The organism is Streptomyces spiramenti, assembly GCF_012034385.1.
In the GTDB taxonomy this organism is placed as follows: Bacteria; Actinomycetota; Actinomycetes; order Streptomycetales; family Streptomycetaceae; genus Streptomyces; species Streptomyces spiramenti.
In genome coordinates, this window is record NZ_JAAVJB010000002.1 from 1 (window position 1) to 16872 (window position 16872).

Below are 16872 nucleotides of genomic sequence, written 5' to 3' on the forward strand. Positions count from 1 at the left end.
GCGCCGGCGTGCCGCGCGTGGGAAGCCCCCGCACACCGCAGCTTCCCGGCCGACCCGACCTGCCGCAACGCAGTCGACAGCAGCACCTCGTCCCCGAACTGCGCACGGAGACCCCCGTGTTCGCCGCCGGCGGCGGGGAGACAGCGGTGCACGACCCGGGGCTGATGGCCGCGTTCCGCCGGGGCATCAGCCTCGCCGAGCCCGACGCGTGAGCGGACGTACCACCCCCCACCCCCACCCCGGCACCGGGCCGGGACCGCATCCGCGGCCCCCGCCGCCCGGACCGACGACCGGTCCACACGAGGAGACGAAGGAGACAGTGGCGACGATGGTGACCGACGGCCCCGACGGCCGGCCAGCGGACCTCTCCTGGCTGCTGGCCGGCCTGCTGCAGCGGGTCCCCCACGCGGACAGCGCGGTACTGCTCTCCAGCGACGGCCTGGTGAAGGCCGCGGACGGGCTGGGCAGCGACGCCGCCGACCACCTGGCCGCGCTCGCCTCGGGCCTGTACTCGCTCGCGCGGAGCGCGGGCGTCCGCTTCGGCGACAGTGGCGAGGTCCGGCAGGTCGTGGTCGAACTCGACTCGACGCTGCTGTTCGTCGCCACCGCCGGGCACGGCGCGGTGCTCGCCGTGCTGGCCGGCCGTGAAGCCGACGCCGCCGTCCTCGGCTACGAGATGGCGATGCTCGTCAAGAGCGCCCGCCCGTCGCTGGCCACCCCGGACCGCCGGTCGGCAGGGCGGTGAGGGCGGCGGCGCGCGCGCCCGAACCCGTCCTCCTCGACGACGAGGCGGGTCGCCTGATCCGCCCCTACACCGTCTGCGGGGGCAGGACCAGGCCGACCTCCGACTTCGACCTGCTCACGCTGGTACGCGCCACCGGTCGGGGCACCCACGGCTACCTCGACCCCGACCACGGCCGGGTTCTGCTGCTCTGCCGTGACGCGACCCCGGTCGCCGAGATCGCCGCACACGTGCGGCTGCCCGCGACGGTGACCAAGGTGCTCCTGTCCGACCTGGTCGAGTGCGGCGCGGTCACCGTGTCCGCACCGCCCGACCCCGACGTCGACCCCGACCGACACCTGCTGGAGGCGGTCCTGCATGGACTCCGTACGCGGCTCTGACGCCCCACCGCGACCCTTTCCCACCCCGCTGAAGATCCTGGTGGCCGGCGGCTTCGGCGCCGGCAAGACCACCCTGGTCGGGGCGGTCAGCGAGATCGAGCCGCTCTCCACGGAGGAGCTCCTCACCCAGGTGAGCGCGGGCACCGACAGCCTGGAGGGGGTGGAGGACAAACACACCACCACCGTCGCCATGGACTTCGGCCGCATCACCCTCAACGAGCGCCACGTGCTGTACCTGTTCGGCACACCCGGCCAGGAGCGGTTCTGGTTCATGTGGGACGAGCTCTGCGCCGGCGCGCTCGGTGCCGTCGTCGTCGCCGACACCCGACGACTCGCCGACTGCTTCCCGGCGGTCGACTTCTTCGAACGGCGGGACCTCGGCTTCGTCGTCGCCATCAACGAGTTCGACCAGGGCCACCGGTACAGCCCCGAGGAGATCCGGGCGGCGCTCGACCTCTCGCCGACGGTTCCCGTCATCAACTGCGACGCGCGGCTCTCCTCGTCCGGGACCTCGGTCCTCGTCACTCTCGTCAAGCACCTGATCGAGACAAGGAGCGACCATGAGGAGACGGTACGACCCTTCGAGCCGTCTGCTGCTCACCCCTGACGACCCGCAGGCCGCGGACCGGGTCGGGCGGCTGGCGGAACTCGGCCTGGGACCGGGCGCACCGGGTGGCGCCACCACCTCGGCCGGGTGCGACGCCTTCGACGCGTTCGCCCGCCGGATGGCGACCGAGCTGTCGGCGCCCCTGGCGATGGTCAACTTCATCGACGAACGGCGGCAGTTCCTCGTCGGGCTCCACCCCACGGGTGGCGGCGGTCCCCCCGGCGGGCGCGGGGCGGCGGAGAGCGAACGCGACGTCCCGGGCCGGTCGCTGCCGCGCAGCCACGGCTACTGCCCGCACGTCGTGGTCCGCCGTGCTGCGCTGGTGCTGGAGGACGTCCTGGACTACCCGCGCTTCGCGGGGAACCCTGCCGTCGAGGAGCTGGGGATCCGGGCCTATCTGGGCGCCCCGCTCCTGGAGGCCGCGGGGCCGGCGCTGGGAACGGTGTGCGTCGCCGACGTCCGGCCGCGCCCCTGGGGCCGTGGTGGGCTGGAGACGATCAAGGAGTTCGCGGCGGAGCTGACCGCCCGCATCACCGCCCCGCGCGTCTGGGCCCAGGGCCCTGTCCTCACTCCTGGCCGGCGCCGAACCGCTCCTTGAAGCCGTCGAGGTCGTCCTCGGTGATCTTGGCGAAGAGCACCGGGGGCACCGTGAACGGGGTGCCGGCCGGAACGGCGTCCAGCGCCCGTGCCTGCTCCGGCGAGACCCACGACGCGGTGTCGCCGGGAAGGTCGAACGCCTGTCGCATGGCGCGCGCCGAGGCGGGCACGAACGGCTCGGACACCACCGAGTACAGGTGGATCAGGTTCATGGCGGTCCGCAGCGTCAGGGCGGCGGCGTCCTGGTCGGTCTTGATCTCCAACCAGGGGGCCTTCTCCTCCAGGTAGGAGTTGCCGGCGCTCCACAGCGACCGCAGCGCCTGCGCCGCCTTGCGGAACCGCAGCGCCTCCATGTGCTCCTCGTACTCGGCCAGGAGGCGGGCGATCTCCTCACCCAGCTGGGCCTCGGCCTCGCCCGCGGGCGCGCCGGCGGGGACCTCGTCCCCGAAGCGCTTGCGGGAGAACGAGAGCACCCGGTTGACGAAGTTGCCGAGGATGTCGGCCAGGTCCTTGTTGACGGTGCCGGCGAACACCTCCCAGGTGAAGCTGGTGTCGTCCGACTCGGGGGCCTGCGCCATCAGGAAGTAGCGCCAGTAGTCGGCCGGCAGGATCTCCAGTGCGGCGTCCGTGAACACCCCGCGGCGCTGCGAGGTCGAGAACTTGCCGCCGTAGTAGGTCAGCCAGTTGAATGCCTTGACCTGGTCGACCTTCTTCCACGGCTCCCGGGTGCCCAACTGGGTCGCCGGGAACATCACGGTGTGGAAGGGGACGTTGTCCTTGGCCATGAACTCGGTGTAGCGCACGTCGGCGGCTGCGTCGCCGTACCACCAGGACTGCCAGTCCCGCTCCTGCGGGGCCCGGTCCGCCCACTCCTTCGTCGCGGCGATGTACTCGATCGGGGCGTCGAACCAGACGTAGAAGACCTTGCCCTCGGCGGCCAGCTCCGGCCAGGTGTCGGCCGGGACCGGGACGCCCCAGTCCAGGTCACGCGTGATCGAACGGTCCTGGAGCCCCTCGGTCAGCCACTTGCGGGCGATGGAGGACGACAGGGTGGGCCAGCTGTCGCCCACCTCGTCGATCCAGCGCTCCACTTCGCCGGCCAGCGCGGACTGGAGCAGGAAGAGGTGCTTGGTCTCGCGCACCTCCAGGTCGCTGCTGCCGCTGATCGCGGAGCGCGGCTCGACCAGGTCCGTCGGGTCCAGCACCCGGGTGCAGTTCTCGCACTGGTCCCCTCGGGCCTTGTCGTAGCCGCAGTGCGGGCAGGTCCCCTCGATGTAGCGGTCGGGCAGGAACCGGCCGTCGGCGGGCGAGTACACCTGCCGGACGGGGCGCTCCTCGATGAAGCCGTTGGCGTGGAGCGACCGCGCGATGCGCTGCGTGATCTCGACGTTCTGCTCGGAGGACGACCGACCGAAGTGGTCGAACCGCAGGCCGAACCCCTCGTAGATGGCCTTCTGGGCGTCGTGCTGACCGGAGCAGAAGGTGTCGACGGGGAGCCCCGCGGCCTTGGCGGCCAGTTCGGCCGGGGTGCCGTGCTCGTCGGTGGCGCAGATGTAGAGCGTCTCGTGGCCGCGCTGCCGCAGGTAGCGGGCGTACACGTCCGCGGGGAGCATCGAGCCGACCATGTTCCCCAGGTGCTTGATCCCGTTGATGTACGGCAGGGCACTGGTGATGAGGTGTCGGGTCATCCTCGGATGCTCCAAATGTTCGAGTATCGGCGGCCGGTCCGCAGACGGGGACCGGGCGGTAGGCGTCCGCGTCGCGCGGGCCGGTGCGCGCGCGGTGCGGGGCGGCCGTGCTCCCGGGACGGGGCGGCGCCGCCCTCATCCTAACGATCCGGGAGAGGCGCCTCCCGCCGTTATCCGCAGGGTGGGCGCCACGGGGCACCACCGGCCGGGGCCGCGGGTGGCCGGAGGGTCGGCGCGCCCTCACCCGCGCCACAGGGCGCGGGGCGTCCCGCCTCGCATCCGGGGCCCCGCTTCTCCCCCCCCGGGACGGGCCTCAGACCGCTTCCGGCAGCCGCTCCGGCGGCCCGGGCCGCGCGTAGTACCAGCCCTGGGCCGAGTCGCACCCGAGCTCCCGGAGCCGCTCGGCCTGGTTGCAGGTCTCCACACCCTCCACCGTCACCGACAGCTCCAGGGCGTGCGCCAGCGAGACGATGCCCTCGACGATCTTCATGTCGACCGGGTCTGCCGGGTGCTGCTGCAGCCCCTCGCTGAACGACCGGTCCAGCTTCAGCGTGCTCACCGGCAGCCGCCGCAGGCTCGCCAGGTTGGAGTAGCCGGTTCCGAAGTCGTCCAGGGCGATCCCCACGCCGAGGTCGGCGAGCTGCCGCAGCGGCTTCAGCTCGTGGTCGTCGGCACGCACCATCGCCGACTCGGTGATCTCCAGGCAGAGCGAGCCCGGCGGCAGCCCGAACTCGTCCAGGACGGAGACGGTCTCTTCGACCAGGTCCGGGTGGTTGAGCTGCCGCGGCGAGAGGTTGACGTTCAGCCGCAGCGGCCGGGACCCGCCGATGCCCTGCACCTGCCACTCGCACGCCTGCCGCACCGCCTCCCGCAGGACCCACCGGCCCAGCGGAACGATCAGCCCGGTGTGCTCGGCGAGCGGGATGAACCGGTCCGGCCCCAGCACCCCGTGGCGGGGGTGGCTCCACCGCACCAGCGCCTCGGCGCCCTCCAGCGACCCGTCCTCCATCCGGATCAGCGGCTGGTACTCGATGAAGAACTCCGAGCCCTTCAGCGCGGCCGGCAGGTGGTGCGTGAGGTGGTGCCGACTGATCGCCCGTGCGTCGGAGTCCGGGTCGGCCAACGCGTACCGGTTCCCGCCGTCGGCCTTCGCCCGGTACATCGTGATGTCGGCGCTGCGGAGGATCTCGTTGGCGTTGAGGTCCGCGGTAGGGCCCTCGACCACGCCGATGCTGGCGCGCACCATCAGCTCCCGGCCGTCGACCTCCACCGGGGCGGCCAACTCGTCCAGCAGCGCCTGCGCGAGGTCGGTCACCGCGTTGCGCGACGGCGGGTCCACGTAGAGCGCGACGAACTCGTCGCCGCCGATGCGTGCGATCAGCTGGCCCGGCTCGGTGGTGCACATGCTGAGCCGCTCGCCCACGGCGATCAGTAGCCGGTCCCCGACGGCGTGGCCGAGGCTGTCGTTGACCGCCTTGAACCCGTCCAGGTCCAGGTAGCACAGCCCGACCCGGCGCTTGCCGGAGGAGGGGGAGACCGCCTGCTCCAGCCGCTCGAAGAACATCGCCCGGTTGGGCAGCTCCGTCAGCGCGTCGTGCGTCGCCTGGTAGCGCAGCCGCAGATTGAGGAGCCGTCGCTCGGTGATGTCCTCCACCATGGCAAGCATGTACTGCGGGCGCTGGTCGGCGTCCCGCAGCAGCGACACGGTCAGGTTGGTCCACAGCGAGGTACCGTCCAGCCGCTGGTACGGCTTCTCCACCTGGTAGTGGTCCCGCTCGCCGCGCCGCAGCTCCGCCTGCATGCGCCACACCTCCGGACCGTCGTCCGGATGCGTCCAGTCCCCGATGTTGCTGGCCCGCACCTGGTGGCGGGCGATCCCCAGCATCCGGTTCATGGCGCGGTTGGTGTCCATGATGTGGCCGTCCATGTCGGCGATGCCGATCCCGACCGCCGCGTCCTCGAACACCGCCCGGAACCGCGTCTCGCTCTCGTGCAGCGCCCGCGCCACCGCCGCCTGGGCGGACAGCGTCGCGCGCGACAGCGCCTCCTGCTCACTGCGCGTGCGCTGCTGCAACGATGCGGCGTAACCGGCCGCCATGGCGTGCTGGAGCCGGCCGCAGCGCACCCGGATCTCCTCGACGTCCAGTCCGCTGCCAGCGCCGCAGTACAGCGGCAGGTAGGCGTCGATGATCCCGAGGATGCGCGGCAGCGCCTCGGCGGTCGTGCAGTGGGCGTCCACCAGTGCCTCGCCCACGTGCCGGCCCGCCTCGGGCGAGAAGTGCCGGGAGTGCAGAGCGTCCGTCAGTTGTTCGGTGAGGCTCACCAGGTGCGCCTCGAACTCGTCGCGCGTCATGGAGGTCGCGGTCTCCGGGTACACGGCGCGGCACCAGATGCGGGCGAACCGCTGCGGTCCGTCGCCGTGGCGGCCGGTGTCCCCGCCGGCCGCCGGAGGTTCCTCCTGCGGGGGGTTCACGCCTTGCGCCCTGCCCCCGCGAGCCCGGTGAACGCCGCCGGGTCCTCCTTGTCCACCGGGGTGTCCGGGCGCCAGTTCGGCAGCAGGACGACGCCCGGCTCCACGAGTTCGAAGCCGTCGAAGAGGGCCTCGATCTCGGAGCGGTCCCGCATCACGAAGGTCGACCCGCTCTTGCGGTAGACGTCCGTGACGGCGTCCCCCTGCTCGGAGGTGCGCGGCCCGCCATCGGTGGAGGCGTGGCTCAGGATCAGCATGCTGCCCGGAGCGAGCCGCTCGCGGTACTCGGCGATGATCTGCGCCGGCTTGTCCGACTCCTCGATGAAGTGCAGCAGCGCCACCAGCATCAGCGCCACCGGCCGGTCGAAGTCCAGCAGCCGGCGGGCCTCCGGGCTGTCGAGAACGGCACGCGGCGAGCGGAAGTCGGCGGCGACCACGCCCGTGCGCTCGTCACCGTCCAGCACCGCCTGGCTGTGGGCGACCGCGACCGGGTCGTTGTCCACGTAGACGACCCGGGCCTCGTCGCTGGCGGCCTGCGCGACCTCGTGGACGTTGCCGAAGGTGGGTATCCCGGAGCCGATGTCGAGGAACTGGGTGATGCCCTCCGAGACGGCGAAGCGCACGGTCCGCCGCATGAACGCCCGGTTGGCCTGCATGATCTTCGGCAGCCCCGGGAACGCGTCGACGGCCCGCCGGGCGGCGGCCCGGTCCACCTCGAAGTTGTGGGAGCCCCCGAGGTAGTAGTCGTACATGCGGGAGACACTCGGCACCGACAGGTCGACACCCTGGGGTGCCCACGCGGGTCGCTCCATCAACAGCTCCTGATCATCAGTGAATTGGCGGCGCTTGCCAGAGCGTACTGACCATACGGGAGCGGTGGGAAGGAAGTGGCCGACCGGAGGCGCGTGACAGCCGTGTTCCGGGCATCGAGCGGGCGTCGACGGCGCGCGCGCCCGGAGCCGCGCGGGCGGACCGCACCGAGGTCGGGCGCGCTCCGGGAGAAACCGGGCGCGGTGACGCGCCGGGCAGCACCGCTCGTCGGGCCGCGCGCGCCGCCCGGACCCCGTTCTAGTCGTGAGGGGGTGCGGAAACCCCGCTCAGAGCGGTACGCCGTTGCTTCGCAGGTAGCCGACCGGGTCGATGTCGCTGCCGAAGCCCTGACCGGTCCTGATCTCGAAGTGGAGATGGGGGCCGGAGGAGTTGCCCGTCGACCCCACCCGGCCCACCTGCTGACCGGTGGTGACCTTCTGCCCGGCGGACACCGAGATCGCGGAGAGGTGGGCGTACTGGCTGAACCTGCCGTCGTTGTGCCGCACGATCACCTCGTAACCGAAGGAGCCGGCCCAACCGGCGGAGACCACGGTGCCGTTGGTGACCGAGCGCACGGAGGTCCCCATGCCGACCGGGAAATCGACCCCCGTGTGGTAGCCCTGGGACCACGAACTGCCGGTCGCGCGGTAGGAGGTGCCCGTGCCGCCGGCCACCGGCGAGGTGTACGCCGCCGTCGACGCCCGTTCCGCGTCGCGGGACGCCTTCTCGGTGGCGGCCTTCTCCGCCGCGGCCTTCTCCTCGGCCTTGCGTCGTTCCTCGGCTTCGCGCTGTTCGGCGCGCTCGCGCTCCGCCTTCTCGGCGGCGGCCTTCTCCTTCTCGGCAGCCTTCGCCGCGGCGGCCTTCTCCTTCTCGGCAGCCTTCGCCGCGGCGGCCCGCTCCTCCGCAGCCGCGCTCTCCGCAGCCGCCCGCTCCTCGCCCCGATCGGCAGTGGCACCCGAGCCGCTCGCTGTCACCGACCCCGAGCTGCGCTGTCGCTCGGTGGGAACAGGCTCGGCCACGTCCTTCGAACGGACCGGGCCCGAGGCGTCCTTGACGGTGAGCCGCTGACCGGGGTGGATCAGGTGCGGGTCCTTCCCGATGACCGCACGGTTCAGCTCGTAGAGCGACTGCCAGCCGCCCGGCACCCGGTGGGTGTCGGCGATCTCGGAGAGGTTGTCACCGGCCTCTACCTCGTGCAGCGCGGTCGCCGCGCCGTCGGCGCTGCCGCTGCCGCTGCCGCTGCCGCGCTCCGCGACGGGCGCGGTCGTCGCCACCTGCTGAGGGGGCGCCGCCCGCTCCGTACCCGGCGCCGGGCCGGCGGCGGTGCCGGCGGTGAGCCCGGCGCGCTCCGAACACGTGGGCCAGGCCTGCGGGCCCTGGCCGTCGAGGACCTTCTCCGCGACCGCTATCTGCTCCTCGCGGGTGGCCAGGTCGGCACGGGCGGCGTAGGCCGTCCCGCCGAACTGCTCCCAGGTGCTCTGCCGGAACTGGAGGCCGCCGAAGTGGCCGTTGCCGCTGTTGATCGCCCAGTTCTCGTCCGACTCGCACTCGGCGACCTTGTCCCAGGTCGCCGAGGACGCCGCTCCGGCCGTCGCCGCGCTGAGGAGCGGGAGGGCGAGGCCGGCGCCGCCGGCCGTCACCGTCAGGGAGGCCCGGGAGACGGGGCCGGGGCGGTAGCGGCGATGGCGTCCGCGTGCAGTCATCGAGTCCTCCGGGCATGGGGCGTCCCTGTGGCGCCCTCAGCATATGGCCCGATGAAGCGAGTTGTCCGTAAGTCCGGAATAATGCCCGGGGTGCCGGGCGGTATCCGGCCAGGAGCCGGCGCCGCGCCCGCCGCCTACGGCCGAAAGCTCCCTGGCAGCGTCGACCGAACCACCTCCCGCCGTCCGGCCGAGGTGTCCACCTCGCCTCCCGGTACGGCCGGAACGAGGCGGTGGGGACCGCGCCGCGGCGGGTAGGCGACAACGGGAACCGGCACCGGGCCGGGCCCGCACTCCATACCAGGGCCGCCGGCAGCGGTGGCCCGCCACCGGCCGCAGCGTCATACTTGACCCTGCTCGCCGTCCTGCCCCGGGAGGCACCGTGACCACCGCCACCAGGACCACCCCGCTCGCCCGGCTGCGGTCCGCCGCCCTGGCGATGCGCCCGGCGTCCTTCGGGGCCGAACCCGGCGGGGAGCGTCTGGAACGGCTGCGGAACTCGCCGCACTATCGCGAGGGGGGCTTCCACAACGAGCGCACCGTCTCCACCGTGCCGAGCGGCGACGGCACCCCCTCACTCCTGCGGGCCATGCTGCGCCGTGAGGACCGCCGGCGCCGGCGCCCCGCAGGGGAGCTGCCGCTGCACCGCGCTCTCCCCTCGGAGCCGCCCGCCACCGGGCTGCGACTCACCTGGCTGGGCCACGCCACCGTCCTCGTCGAGATCGACGGCCACCGCGTGCTGTTCGACCCCGTCTGGGGACGCCGCTGCTCGCCCTTCTCCTTCGCCGGGCCGGCGCGTGTCCACGCCGTACCGGTGGACCTCGCCGACCTCGGCGCCGTCGACGTCGTGGTCATCTCCCACGACCACTACGACCACCTCGACATGCCCACCGTGCGGGCCCTGGCCGCGAGCGGCGCGCGGTTCGCCGTGCCGCTGGGCGTCGGGGCGCACCTGGAGCACTGGGGCGTCCCGTCGGCGCGGATCACCGAGCTGGACTGGAACGAGTCCACCGCCGTCGGCGAGCTGACCCTCACCGCCACACCGGGCCAGCACTTCTGCGGCCGCGGGCTGCGCCGCCGGGCGCTGACCCTGTGGGCGTCCTGGGTGGTGGCGGGCCCGGAACACCGCGTCTTCCACAGCGGTGACACCGGCTACTTCCCCGGCTTCGCGCGCATCGGTGCCGAGCACGGCCCGTTCGACGCCACCATGATGCAGATCGGCGCCTACAGCGACTACTGGCCCGACGTCCACATGACGCCGGAGGAAGGGCTGCGGGCCCACCGCGACCTCGACGGCGGAGTGCTCCTCCCCATCCACTGGGGCACCTTCAACCTGGCGCTCCACTCCTGGGACGAACCGGTGGAGCGTACCGTCGCCGCCGCACGGGCGACGGCGGTCCGCTGTGCCGTGCCCGTGCCCGGCGGGTCGTTCGAGCCCGGCGGGCAGCTGCCGACCGAGGCGTGGTGGCGGCCCCACGCCGTGGCGCGCCGTCCCGCGGAGCGCGGTGCGCGACCGGTCGGCGGCGACCACGCGGGCGGTGACGGCTCCGCGACCCCGGCCGGCCGGCTCGCGCCGGGGGAGACCACCGGGAGCGCGGCCTCCGGCTGAACCCCGTGGGGACGGCCGGCGGGCCGGGGCCGCCGGTGGTCACTCCCCGCCGGTCCAGCCGTAGAAGCCCTGACCGCTCTTGCGGCCCAGCTCGCCGCGGGCCACCTTCTCGCGGAGCAGCCGCGGTGGGGCGAACCGCGGGCCGAGGGTGGCATGGAGGTGGTCGGCGATCGCGAGGCGTACGTCGAGGCCCACCAGGTCCGTGAGGCGCAGCGGCCCCATCGGGTGGCGGTAGCCGAGCGTCATCGCCCGGTCGATGGCATCGGCGTCCGCCACCCCTTCCTCGACCATGCGGATCGCCTCCAGCCCCAGCGCCACCCCGAGGCGGCTGGACGCGAACCCCGGAGAGTCCCGGACGACCACGTCCGCCTTGCCCAGGGCGGCGGTCCAGGCCAGCGCCGCGTCCACCACGTCCGTCGCCGTGGCGTCCGTGGTGACCAGCTCCACCAGCGCCGATGCGGGCACCGGGTTGAAGAAGTGCATGCCCAGGAAGCGGTCGGGCCGCCGCAGCGCCGTCGCCAGCTCCGTCAACGACAGCGAGCTGGTGTTGGAGGCGAGCACCGCCCCGGGGCCCACCGCCGCCTCCGCCGCCGCGAGCAGCCGGGCCTTGAGCGCGGCGTCCTCCGGGACCGCTTCGACCACCAGCTCCGTCTCGGCGGGGAGTTCGGCGACCGCGGTGGTCGCCGACAGCCGTCCGGCCACGGCTTCGGGGTCCTCGTCGAGATGGCCGCGGTCGTGTGCCCGGCGCAGGCTCTCGCCGAGCGACGCCAGCGCCGCGGCGGCCCGGCCGCCGTCGCTCTCCACCAGGACGACCCGGGAACCGGCGGTCGCGAAGGACTGCGCGATGCCCGCGCCCATGCGTCCGCCCCCGATGACCGCGGCCACGCGGGGCGGGGCGGGCGGTGTCCCGCTGCCCTCCCCGGTGATGCCGGTGGTGGTGTCTGCGGGGGGTGGTCCCTGCGTCATCTCTGCTCCGTCCGATCGGCGGTCCGTGCTCCGGGCCCACGCCGTCGGCCGTCGGCCCCGGACTGCGGGGCCGATCCTGCGGCGGGTACCCGGCGCCGACCCCGCCGGGCTGCCGAACACGGGCACGCACACCGGCGGGATCCGCGGTGGCCCCAGCGTAGCGGCTGAACCGAATGTTCGGTCGGGTCCCGGGCGGGGGAGTTCCGGCGGACGGTCCAGGGACGGCGCGCGGGTCGGTAGGGTGCGGGCATGGCCGCCGAGGACCGAACCCCCGCCGCAGCCGATCCCGCCCTCGCGACCTGGGACCGGCTCGCCGACGTCGGAACGTTCTTCGCCCTCCGCACCACACGCCCCCCGGCCGCCGCCGTCCCCCTCGCAGCCCTGTACGCCGGGGACCCCGACCCGTGGGAACGCCGCCTCGGCCACGTCGCGTCCCGACTCGGCACCGACGAACGCCGCGTCGCCGCCTCCCTCGCCCACCAGGGCCTCGCCTCGCGCCTGTGGTCCGTCGCCCTCGCAGCCACAGCCGTCCTCGGCACCGTCCCCCGACTGTCCCCTGATCGCCTGTACTGGCTCCCCGAGGGGAGCACGCCCGACGACCTCTGGACGACCGAGCAACTAGCCGCCCCCGAAGGTCGCGAGCGGATCCGGCCCCCGACCGGGAACCCGCCCCCGGCCGGTGCGCGGGTGCCGCAGCCATCCGCCGCCGACGCCGTCCACCGGGCCGTGCACACCACCCATCTGGCTCCACTGGCGCGGACGCTACGCGCCCGCACCCCGGTCGCCCCGGCGCTGCTGCGCGGCAACTCGGCGTCCGCCCTGGCCGGAGCAGGCCGACAACTGATCGGCTGGGCGCGGCGCTCCGCCGCCCCGGAGGTGGCGGAGCGGGTCGCCGAACTCACCGCGACGTTGCTGCACCACCCGCAGGTCCGCCCGGAGTGGACGGAGACCGCCGGCGTTCTCCGGCGCCGCAGCTGCTGCCTGTACTACCGGGTCCCCGGCGGCGGGCTCTGCGGCGACTGCGTCCTCGACAGTCCGCCCCGCACCGGCCGGGCGTGACGCGGCGTCGGGGGAGCGGACCCGGGCCCGCGGCGCGCTCGTTCGGTGGCGCAGAACAGCCCGTTCCCGCGACGCGACCGGCGGCGGTCCGCACCGGCTGCGCTAGTGTCACAGCGGTCCGCGCGCCCGGCTCCGGCCCCGCTCGCGGCCACCACATCCGGGGAGGGACACCGCGCACCGCACGCGAGTGACGCGTGGCGGCGCGGTAGGAGGGGCGGGCCATGCGGACACCTCCGGAACAGGGGCGCGGTCAACGCCCCGCCGACCACGCGGCAGGGGGGACCCCGCAGCCGGGTCGGGTCCCCCCGCCGCAGGAGACTTCGGGCGGCGGCGGAGCCCGCGAGCCCCGACCGGTCGCCGACCCGGACGGGGCGGCGGCACCGGCCCCCACCGCGCTGCCTCGGCTCCACCGGGCGGTGCTCGTCTCCGCCACCGGCGCGGCGGCGCTCGCCGTGGCCCTGCACATGGGGGCCACTTTCCTGCACGTCGCACCGGAGAACGTGCTGCGCCAGGAGCACGGGCCCGCGATCCGCGGCTACCTCAACCCCGAGTTCCGGCAGGCGTGGAACCTCTTCGCGCCGGAACTGCCCACCACCGACGTCACCCTGCACGCGCGAGCGACCGTGCGCGACGCCACGGGGGAGGTGACCACCACGCCCTGGACCGACGTCTCCGCGCCCGACCTGGCCGAGCTCAGCTCCGGCCCACTGCCCAGCCGGGGCCGGCACCAGCTCCGCAAACTCTGGAACGACATCAGGGCGCTGGGAGCCGAGGACGGCCGGGTGACCGGTCATCGCGCCGACGACCTGCGGGCCGCCACGGCCCGGATCGCGCTGGACCGCATCGCGCTGCCCGACGGCGAGGTCGAGTCGATCCAGTTCCGCACCGTCACCACCCCCATTCCGCCCCCGCCATGGGCCTCGGTACAACCCGGGGGTGAACCCGTCGTCTCGGAGCACGACTCGTGGCCGCTCCCCGTGGGCCGGACGTCGGACGCCGGAGAGAACCGCGGTTCCGCCCCGCAGCCGGAGGCGGGCCGATGACCGATCACGAACGGGCCTCCGGCAGCGCTGAACGGGACGGCACCCCGAAAGACGGGGGCATCGCCGCCGCCGGGGCCGCCGAGCCCCCCGAAGCGGCGGGGGCCACCGGCCCCGCCGTCCCGTCCGGGCCCGTCACGACCGCCGCCGCTCCGCCGCCCGACCCGCCCGACGACGGCTTCAGCGGCGGCTGGACCGACCGCGCCACCCGCCTCCCGTACGCGACCCGACAGTCCGCCGTCGTCCGCATCGCGGTCGGGATGATCTGGCTCGCGATCCTGCTGCGCGAGTGGCCCAACCGCCACCACATCTGGGGCCCGGACGCGCCCTGGGCGCAGGACGCGGCGCGCCGCGCGGTCGCCGACAGCGGCGGTTTCACGTTCCTGACCTGGGTCGACGGCCTCTGGTGGTTCGAGCTCTGTTACCTCGCCGCCATCGGCGTCGCCGCCTGCGTCGTCGTCGGCTGGCGCGCCCGGGCGGCAACCGTGCTCCTCGCCCTCTCCGTCATGTCGTTCCAGCACCGCAACGACTTCGTGCTCAACGCGGGCGAGAACATCCTCCGGATCGCCGCCGTCTACCTCGTGCTGACCCGCTGCGCGCACGTCTGGTCGTTGGACGCACGCCGGGCGCGACGGCACCGGTCAGCCCCGCACACAGCGACGGACGACCGCACCGCCGCCGCCGTCTGGATCGTGCTCGGCGGCCTGCTGACCGTCGCGGCCCTCACCGGCAACCTCACGCCCGTCTGGACCGCGCTGCTGGGCGGCGTCTGGGCGGCGCACGGTGTCGCTGCCCGGCTGCGGTCGGCCGGCTCCCCCGCCACCGGCGAACTGGTGGAGCGGCTGAGCAACCTGCTGCACAACGCCGGTGTGCTGCTCCTGATGGCTCAGGTGTGCCTCGTGTACGCTGCCGCCGGCTGGTACAAGATCCAGGGCAGCGCCTGGCAGGACGGCACCGCCGTCTACTGGTCCCTGCACATCGGGTTCCTCCAGCCGTGGCCCGCGCTCACCGACCTCGTCACCGCCAACAGCGGCATCGTGCTGCTGCTGACCTACCTCACCGTCGCGGTGCAGGTCGCCTTTCCGTTCTGCCTGCTCAACCGGCAGGTCAAGAACGTGCTGCTCTGCGTCATCGTCGCGGAACACCTCGGCATCGCCGTCCTCATGGGCCTGCCGTTCTTCTCGTTGGCGATGATCGCGGTCGACCTCGTCTTCCTCCCCACACTGTGGCTGCTGCACGTCGAGCGACTGGCCCGGTCCGGGCGCGAGTGCTGGTGGCCGCCGCGGCGCGGTGCACAGCCCCGTCTCCCGGGCGCACCCGCCCCCGGCCGTTCCGCGTCGACGCCCGGATCGTCAGCCGAGGAGCCGCCCGCCGAGCGCACCGGAGCCGCTCCGCCCCGGTCCGTTCCCGAACCGCGGCGGCAGGACGCCCCGGGAACGGGAGACCGCCGGGAGTAGCTCTCCCGCTCCCCGGTGCCTCCGGCCACGAGTGCGCAGGTCGCCTACCGCTGACCGCTGACCGCTGACCGCTGACCGCTGACCCTGACCCAACGGCCACCGGCCGCGGCGCGGGAAGACAACCGCCGTGCCGGGCGTTGCCGACGACATGGACACCGACACCGGCACGGCCCAGGTCATCGACAGCGAGGTCGTGGTGGTCGGCGCCGGGCAGGCCGGGCTGTCCACCGCCCACCATCTCGCCCGCCGAGGCTACGCACCGGGGTCCGAGCTCGTCGTCCTGGACGGTTCCCCCGCCCCCGGAGGTGCCTGGCAGCACTCGCCCGGATCGTCAGCCGAGGAGCCGCCCGCCGAGCGCACCGGAGCCGCTCCGCCCCGGTCCGTTCCCGAACCGCGGCGGCAGGACGCCCCGGGAACGGGAGACCGCCGGGAGTAGCTCTCCCGCTCCCCGGTGCCTCCGGCCACGAGTGCGCAGGTCGCCTACCGCTGACCGCTGACCGCTGACCCTGACCCAACGGCCACCGGCCGCGGCGCGGGAAGACAACCGCCGTGCCGGGCGTTGCCGACGACATGGACACCGACACCGGCACGGCCCAGGTCATCGACAGCGAGGTCGTGGTGGTCGGCGCCGGGCAGGCCGGGCTGTCCACCGCCCACCATCTCGCCCGCCGAGGCTACGCACCGGGGTCCGAGCTCGTCGTCCTGGACGGTTCCCCCGCCCCCGGAGGTGCCTGGCAGCACCGCTGGCCGACGCTCACCTACGGCCAGGTCCACGGCATACACGCCCTCCCCGGGATGGAGCTGACCGGTGCCGACCCGCAGCGGCCCTCCTCGGCCGTCCTCGGCGAGTACTTCTCCGACTACGAGGACCGCTTCGACCTGCGGGTCCGGCGGCCCGTCCGCGTCCACGGCGTGCGTGACGACGGCGCGGGCCGACTCCTGGTGCAGAGCGACCACGGGACGTGGCGCACCCGGGCGCTCGTCAACGCCACCGGGACCTGGGAGAGCCCCTTCTGGCCGAACGCGGCCGGTAGAGCGGCGTTCCGGGGGAGGCAGCTCCACACCGCCGACTACCGCGGACCGGAAGCGATGGCCGACGCGCGCGTCGTGGTCGTCGGCGGCGGCACCTCCGCCGTGCAGCACCTGCTGGAGATCGCCGCCCGCGCCCGCGCCACCACGTGGGTGACCCGCCGGCCGCCGGTCTTCCGCAGCACCGACTTCGACCCCGAGGAGGGGCGCCGGGCGGTCGCCCTCGTCGACCGCCGGGTCCGCGCCGGGCTGCCACCCCGCAGCGTCGTCTCGGTCACCGGCCTGCCGATGAACGAGGCGGTACGCCGTGGTCGGCAGGACGGCACGCTGGACCGGCTCCCGATGTTCGACCGGATCACCCCGGACGGCGTCACCTGGGCGGACGGGCGGTTCGTCCCGGCAGACGTGCTGCTGTGGGCCACCGGCTTCCGCCCCGTCGTGCGCCACCTCGCGCCGCTCGGTCTCCGCGAGCCGGGAGGCGGCATCAGCATCGACGGCACCCGGGCCGTCCGTGACGCCCGGGTCCACCTGGTCGGCTACGGGCCCTCCGCCTCGACCATCGGCGCCAACCGCGCGGGGCGGACCGCAGCGCGGGAGATCGATGCGCTGCTCGGCGGTCGCGCTCCGGGACGGACGACAGCCCCGACGCGACGGCCGGTGGCGGCCTGAGCCGACCCGGCCCGCGCACCGGGCGCGCGCGCCTCCGCACGGTCATCCC

General features: G+C 74.1%; 16 protein-coding genes. 11 read left to right on the forward strand and 5 right to left on the reverse strand.

The window, feature by feature from the left end:
• From HCJ92_RS00255 to HCJ92_RS00275, 5 genes are all read left to right on the forward strand, one after another.
• Positions 1-212, forward strand: a 212-nt coding sequence (locus HCJ92_RS00255; RefSeq protein WP_275942223.1) for a hypothetical protein, incomplete at its 5' end; no start/stop codon positions are given.
• A gap of 116 nt (positions 213-328) precedes the next feature.
• Positions 329-745, forward strand: coding sequence for a roadblock/LC7 domain-containing protein (locus HCJ92_RS00260; protein WP_167931356.1), 417 nt, complete (start codon positions 329-331; stop codon positions 743-745).
• Positions 742-1122 (forward strand): DUF742 domain-containing protein, encoded by a 381-nt coding sequence (locus tag HCJ92_RS00265; RefSeq protein ID WP_167931293.1) that lies wholly within the window; start codon positions 742-744, stop codon positions 1120-1122. Before HCJ92_RS00260 ends, HCJ92_RS00265 begins: the two co-directional genes overlap by 4 nt.
• Complete coding sequence (locus tag HCJ92_RS00270; protein WP_167931294.1) at positions 1100-1729, forward strand: GTP-binding protein; 630 nt, start codon at positions 1100-1102, stop codon at positions 1727-1729. The genes HCJ92_RS00265 and HCJ92_RS00270 overlap by 23 nt, the downstream gene beginning before the upstream one ends.
• Complete coding sequence (locus HCJ92_RS00275; RefSeq protein WP_167931295.1) at positions 1683-2327, forward strand: GAF domain-containing protein; 645 nt, start codon at positions 1683-1685, stop codon at positions 2325-2327. The genes HCJ92_RS00270 and HCJ92_RS00275 overlap by 47 nt, the downstream gene beginning before the upstream one ends.
• Here HCJ92_RS00275 and metG read toward each other — a convergent pair.
• The 4 genes from metG to HCJ92_RS00295 all read right to left on the reverse strand — a co-directional run bounded on the left by metG (position 2296) and on the right by HCJ92_RS00295 (position 8997).
• Entirely contained in the window at positions 2296-4014 is a 1719-nt protein-coding gene (gene metG, locus HCJ92_RS00280) for a methionine--tRNA ligase (protein ID WP_167931296.1), read from the reverse strand. The genes HCJ92_RS00275 and metG overlap by 32 nt on opposite strands.
• Positions 4015-4327: 313 nt before the next feature.
• On the reverse strand, positions 4328-6487 hold the full coding sequence (locus HCJ92_RS00285) for a putative bifunctional diguanylate cyclase/phosphodiesterase (protein ID WP_338053932.1): 2160 nt from the start codon (positions 6485-6487) through the stop codon (positions 4328-4330).
• Positions 6484-7296, reverse strand: coding sequence for an SAM-dependent methyltransferase (locus tag HCJ92_RS00290; RefSeq protein ID WP_167931297.1), 813 nt, complete (start codon positions 7294-7296; stop codon positions 6484-6486). Before HCJ92_RS00290 ends, HCJ92_RS00285 begins: the two co-directional genes overlap by 4 nt.
• Positions 7297-7581: 285 nt before the next feature.
• The gene (locus HCJ92_RS00295) at positions 7582-8997 is read right to left on the reverse strand and encodes a transglycosylase family protein (RefSeq protein ID WP_167931298.1); all 1416 of its coding nucleotides are present in this window, start codon (positions 8995-8997) and stop codon (positions 7582-7584) included.
• Positions 8998-9433: 436 nt separating this feature from the next.
• On the opposite strand from HCJ92_RS00295, the gene HCJ92_RS00300 reads away from it, so the two are divergent.
• Positions 9434-10603: an MBL fold metallo-hydrolase gene (locus HCJ92_RS00300; RefSeq protein WP_167931358.1), complete on the forward strand. Its 1170-nt coding sequence runs from the start codon at positions 9434-9436 to the stop codon at positions 10601-10603.
• A 39-nt stretch (positions 10604-10642) separates the two neighbouring features.
• On the opposite strand, the gene HCJ92_RS00305 is transcribed toward HCJ92_RS00300, so the two are convergent.
• Positions 10643-11569: a 3-hydroxyacyl-CoA dehydrogenase family protein gene (locus tag HCJ92_RS00305; RefSeq protein ID WP_167931299.1), complete on the reverse strand. Its 927-nt coding sequence runs from the start codon at positions 11567-11569 to the stop codon at positions 10643-10645.
• A gap of 249 nt (positions 11570-11818) precedes the next feature.
• Here HCJ92_RS00305 and HCJ92_RS00310 point away from each other — a divergent pair, with 249 nt between their 5' ends.
• The 5 genes from HCJ92_RS00310 (at position 11819) to HCJ92_RS00330 (ending at position 16823) form a co-directional block, all read left to right on the forward strand.
• A complete protein-coding gene (locus HCJ92_RS00310; protein WP_167931300.1) occupies positions 11819-12628 on the forward strand; it encodes a (2Fe-2S)-binding protein in 810 nt (269 codons plus the stop codon).
• 221 nt (positions 12629-12849) lie between these two features.
• Positions 12850-13671 (forward strand): DUF5819 family protein, encoded by an 822-nt coding sequence (locus HCJ92_RS00315; protein WP_167931301.1) that lies wholly within the window; start codon positions 12850-12852, stop codon positions 13669-13671.
• Positions 13668-15125, forward strand: a complete 1458-nt coding sequence (locus tag HCJ92_RS00320; protein ID WP_167931302.1) for an HTTM domain-containing protein — start codon at positions 13668-13670, stop codon at positions 15123-15125. Before HCJ92_RS00315 ends, HCJ92_RS00320 begins: the two co-directional genes overlap by 4 nt.
• A 127-nt stretch (positions 15126-15252) precedes the next feature.
• On the forward strand, positions 15253-15561 hold the full coding sequence (locus tag HCJ92_RS25725; RefSeq protein WP_420824652.1) for an FAD-dependent oxidoreductase: 309 nt from the start codon (positions 15253-15255) through the stop codon (positions 15559-15561).
• 134 nt (positions 15562-15695) lie between these two features.
• Positions 15696-16823: an FAD-dependent oxidoreductase gene (locus HCJ92_RS00330; RefSeq protein ID WP_167931360.1), complete on the forward strand. Its 1128-nt coding sequence runs from the start codon at positions 15696-15698 to the stop codon at positions 16821-16823.
• Positions 16824-16872: the final 49 nt, after the last annotated feature.

What these genes read in the sequence shown, in the direction of transcription:
- HCJ92_RS00260 (WP_167931356.1), top strand. Translation starts at nt 329, where the DNA reads ATGGTGACCGACGGCCCCGACGGCCGGCCAGCGGACCTCTCCTGGCTG.
- HCJ92_RS00270 (WP_167931294.1), top strand. Translation starts at nt 1,100, where the DNA reads ATGGACTCCGTACGCGGCTCTGACGCCCCACCGCGACCCTTTCCCACC.
- HCJ92_RS00275 (WP_167931295.1), top strand. Translation starts at nt 1,683, where the DNA reads ATGAGGAGACGGTACGACCCTTCGAGCCGTCTGCTGCTCACCCCTGAC.
- metG (WP_167931296.1), bottom strand. Translation starts at nt 4,014, where the DNA reads ATGACCCGACACCTCATCACCAGTGCCCTGCCGTACATCAACGGGATC.
- HCJ92_RS00290 (WP_167931297.1), bottom strand. Translation starts at nt 7,296, where the DNA reads ATGGAGCGACCCGCGTGGGCACCCCAGGGTGTCGACCTGTCGGTGCCG.
- HCJ92_RS00295 (WP_167931298.1), bottom strand. Translation starts at nt 8,997, where the DNA reads ATGACTGCACGCGGACGCCATCGCCGCTACCGCCCCGGCCCCGTCTCC.
- HCJ92_RS00300 (WP_167931358.1), top strand. Translation starts at nt 9,434, where the DNA reads ATGCGCCCGGCGTCCTTCGGGGCCGAACCCGGCGGGGAGCGTCTGGAA.
- HCJ92_RS00305 (WP_167931299.1), bottom strand. Translation starts at nt 11,569, where the DNA reads ATGACGCAGGGACCACCCCCCGCAGACACCACCACCGGCATCACCGGG.
- HCJ92_RS00310 (WP_167931300.1), top strand. Translation starts at nt 11,819, where the DNA reads ATGGCCGCCGAGGACCGAACCCCCGCCGCAGCCGATCCCGCCCTCGCG.
- HCJ92_RS00315 (WP_167931301.1), top strand. Translation starts at nt 12,850, where the DNA reads ATGCGGACACCTCCGGAACAGGGGCGCGGTCAACGCCCCGCCGACCAC.
- HCJ92_RS00320 (WP_167931302.1), top strand. Translation starts at nt 13,668, where the DNA reads ATGACCGATCACGAACGGGCCTCCGGCAGCGCTGAACGGGACGGCACC.
- HCJ92_RS00330 (WP_167931360.1), top strand. Translation starts at nt 15,696, where the DNA reads ATGGACACCGACACCGGCACGGCCCAGGTCATCGACAGCGAGGTCGTG.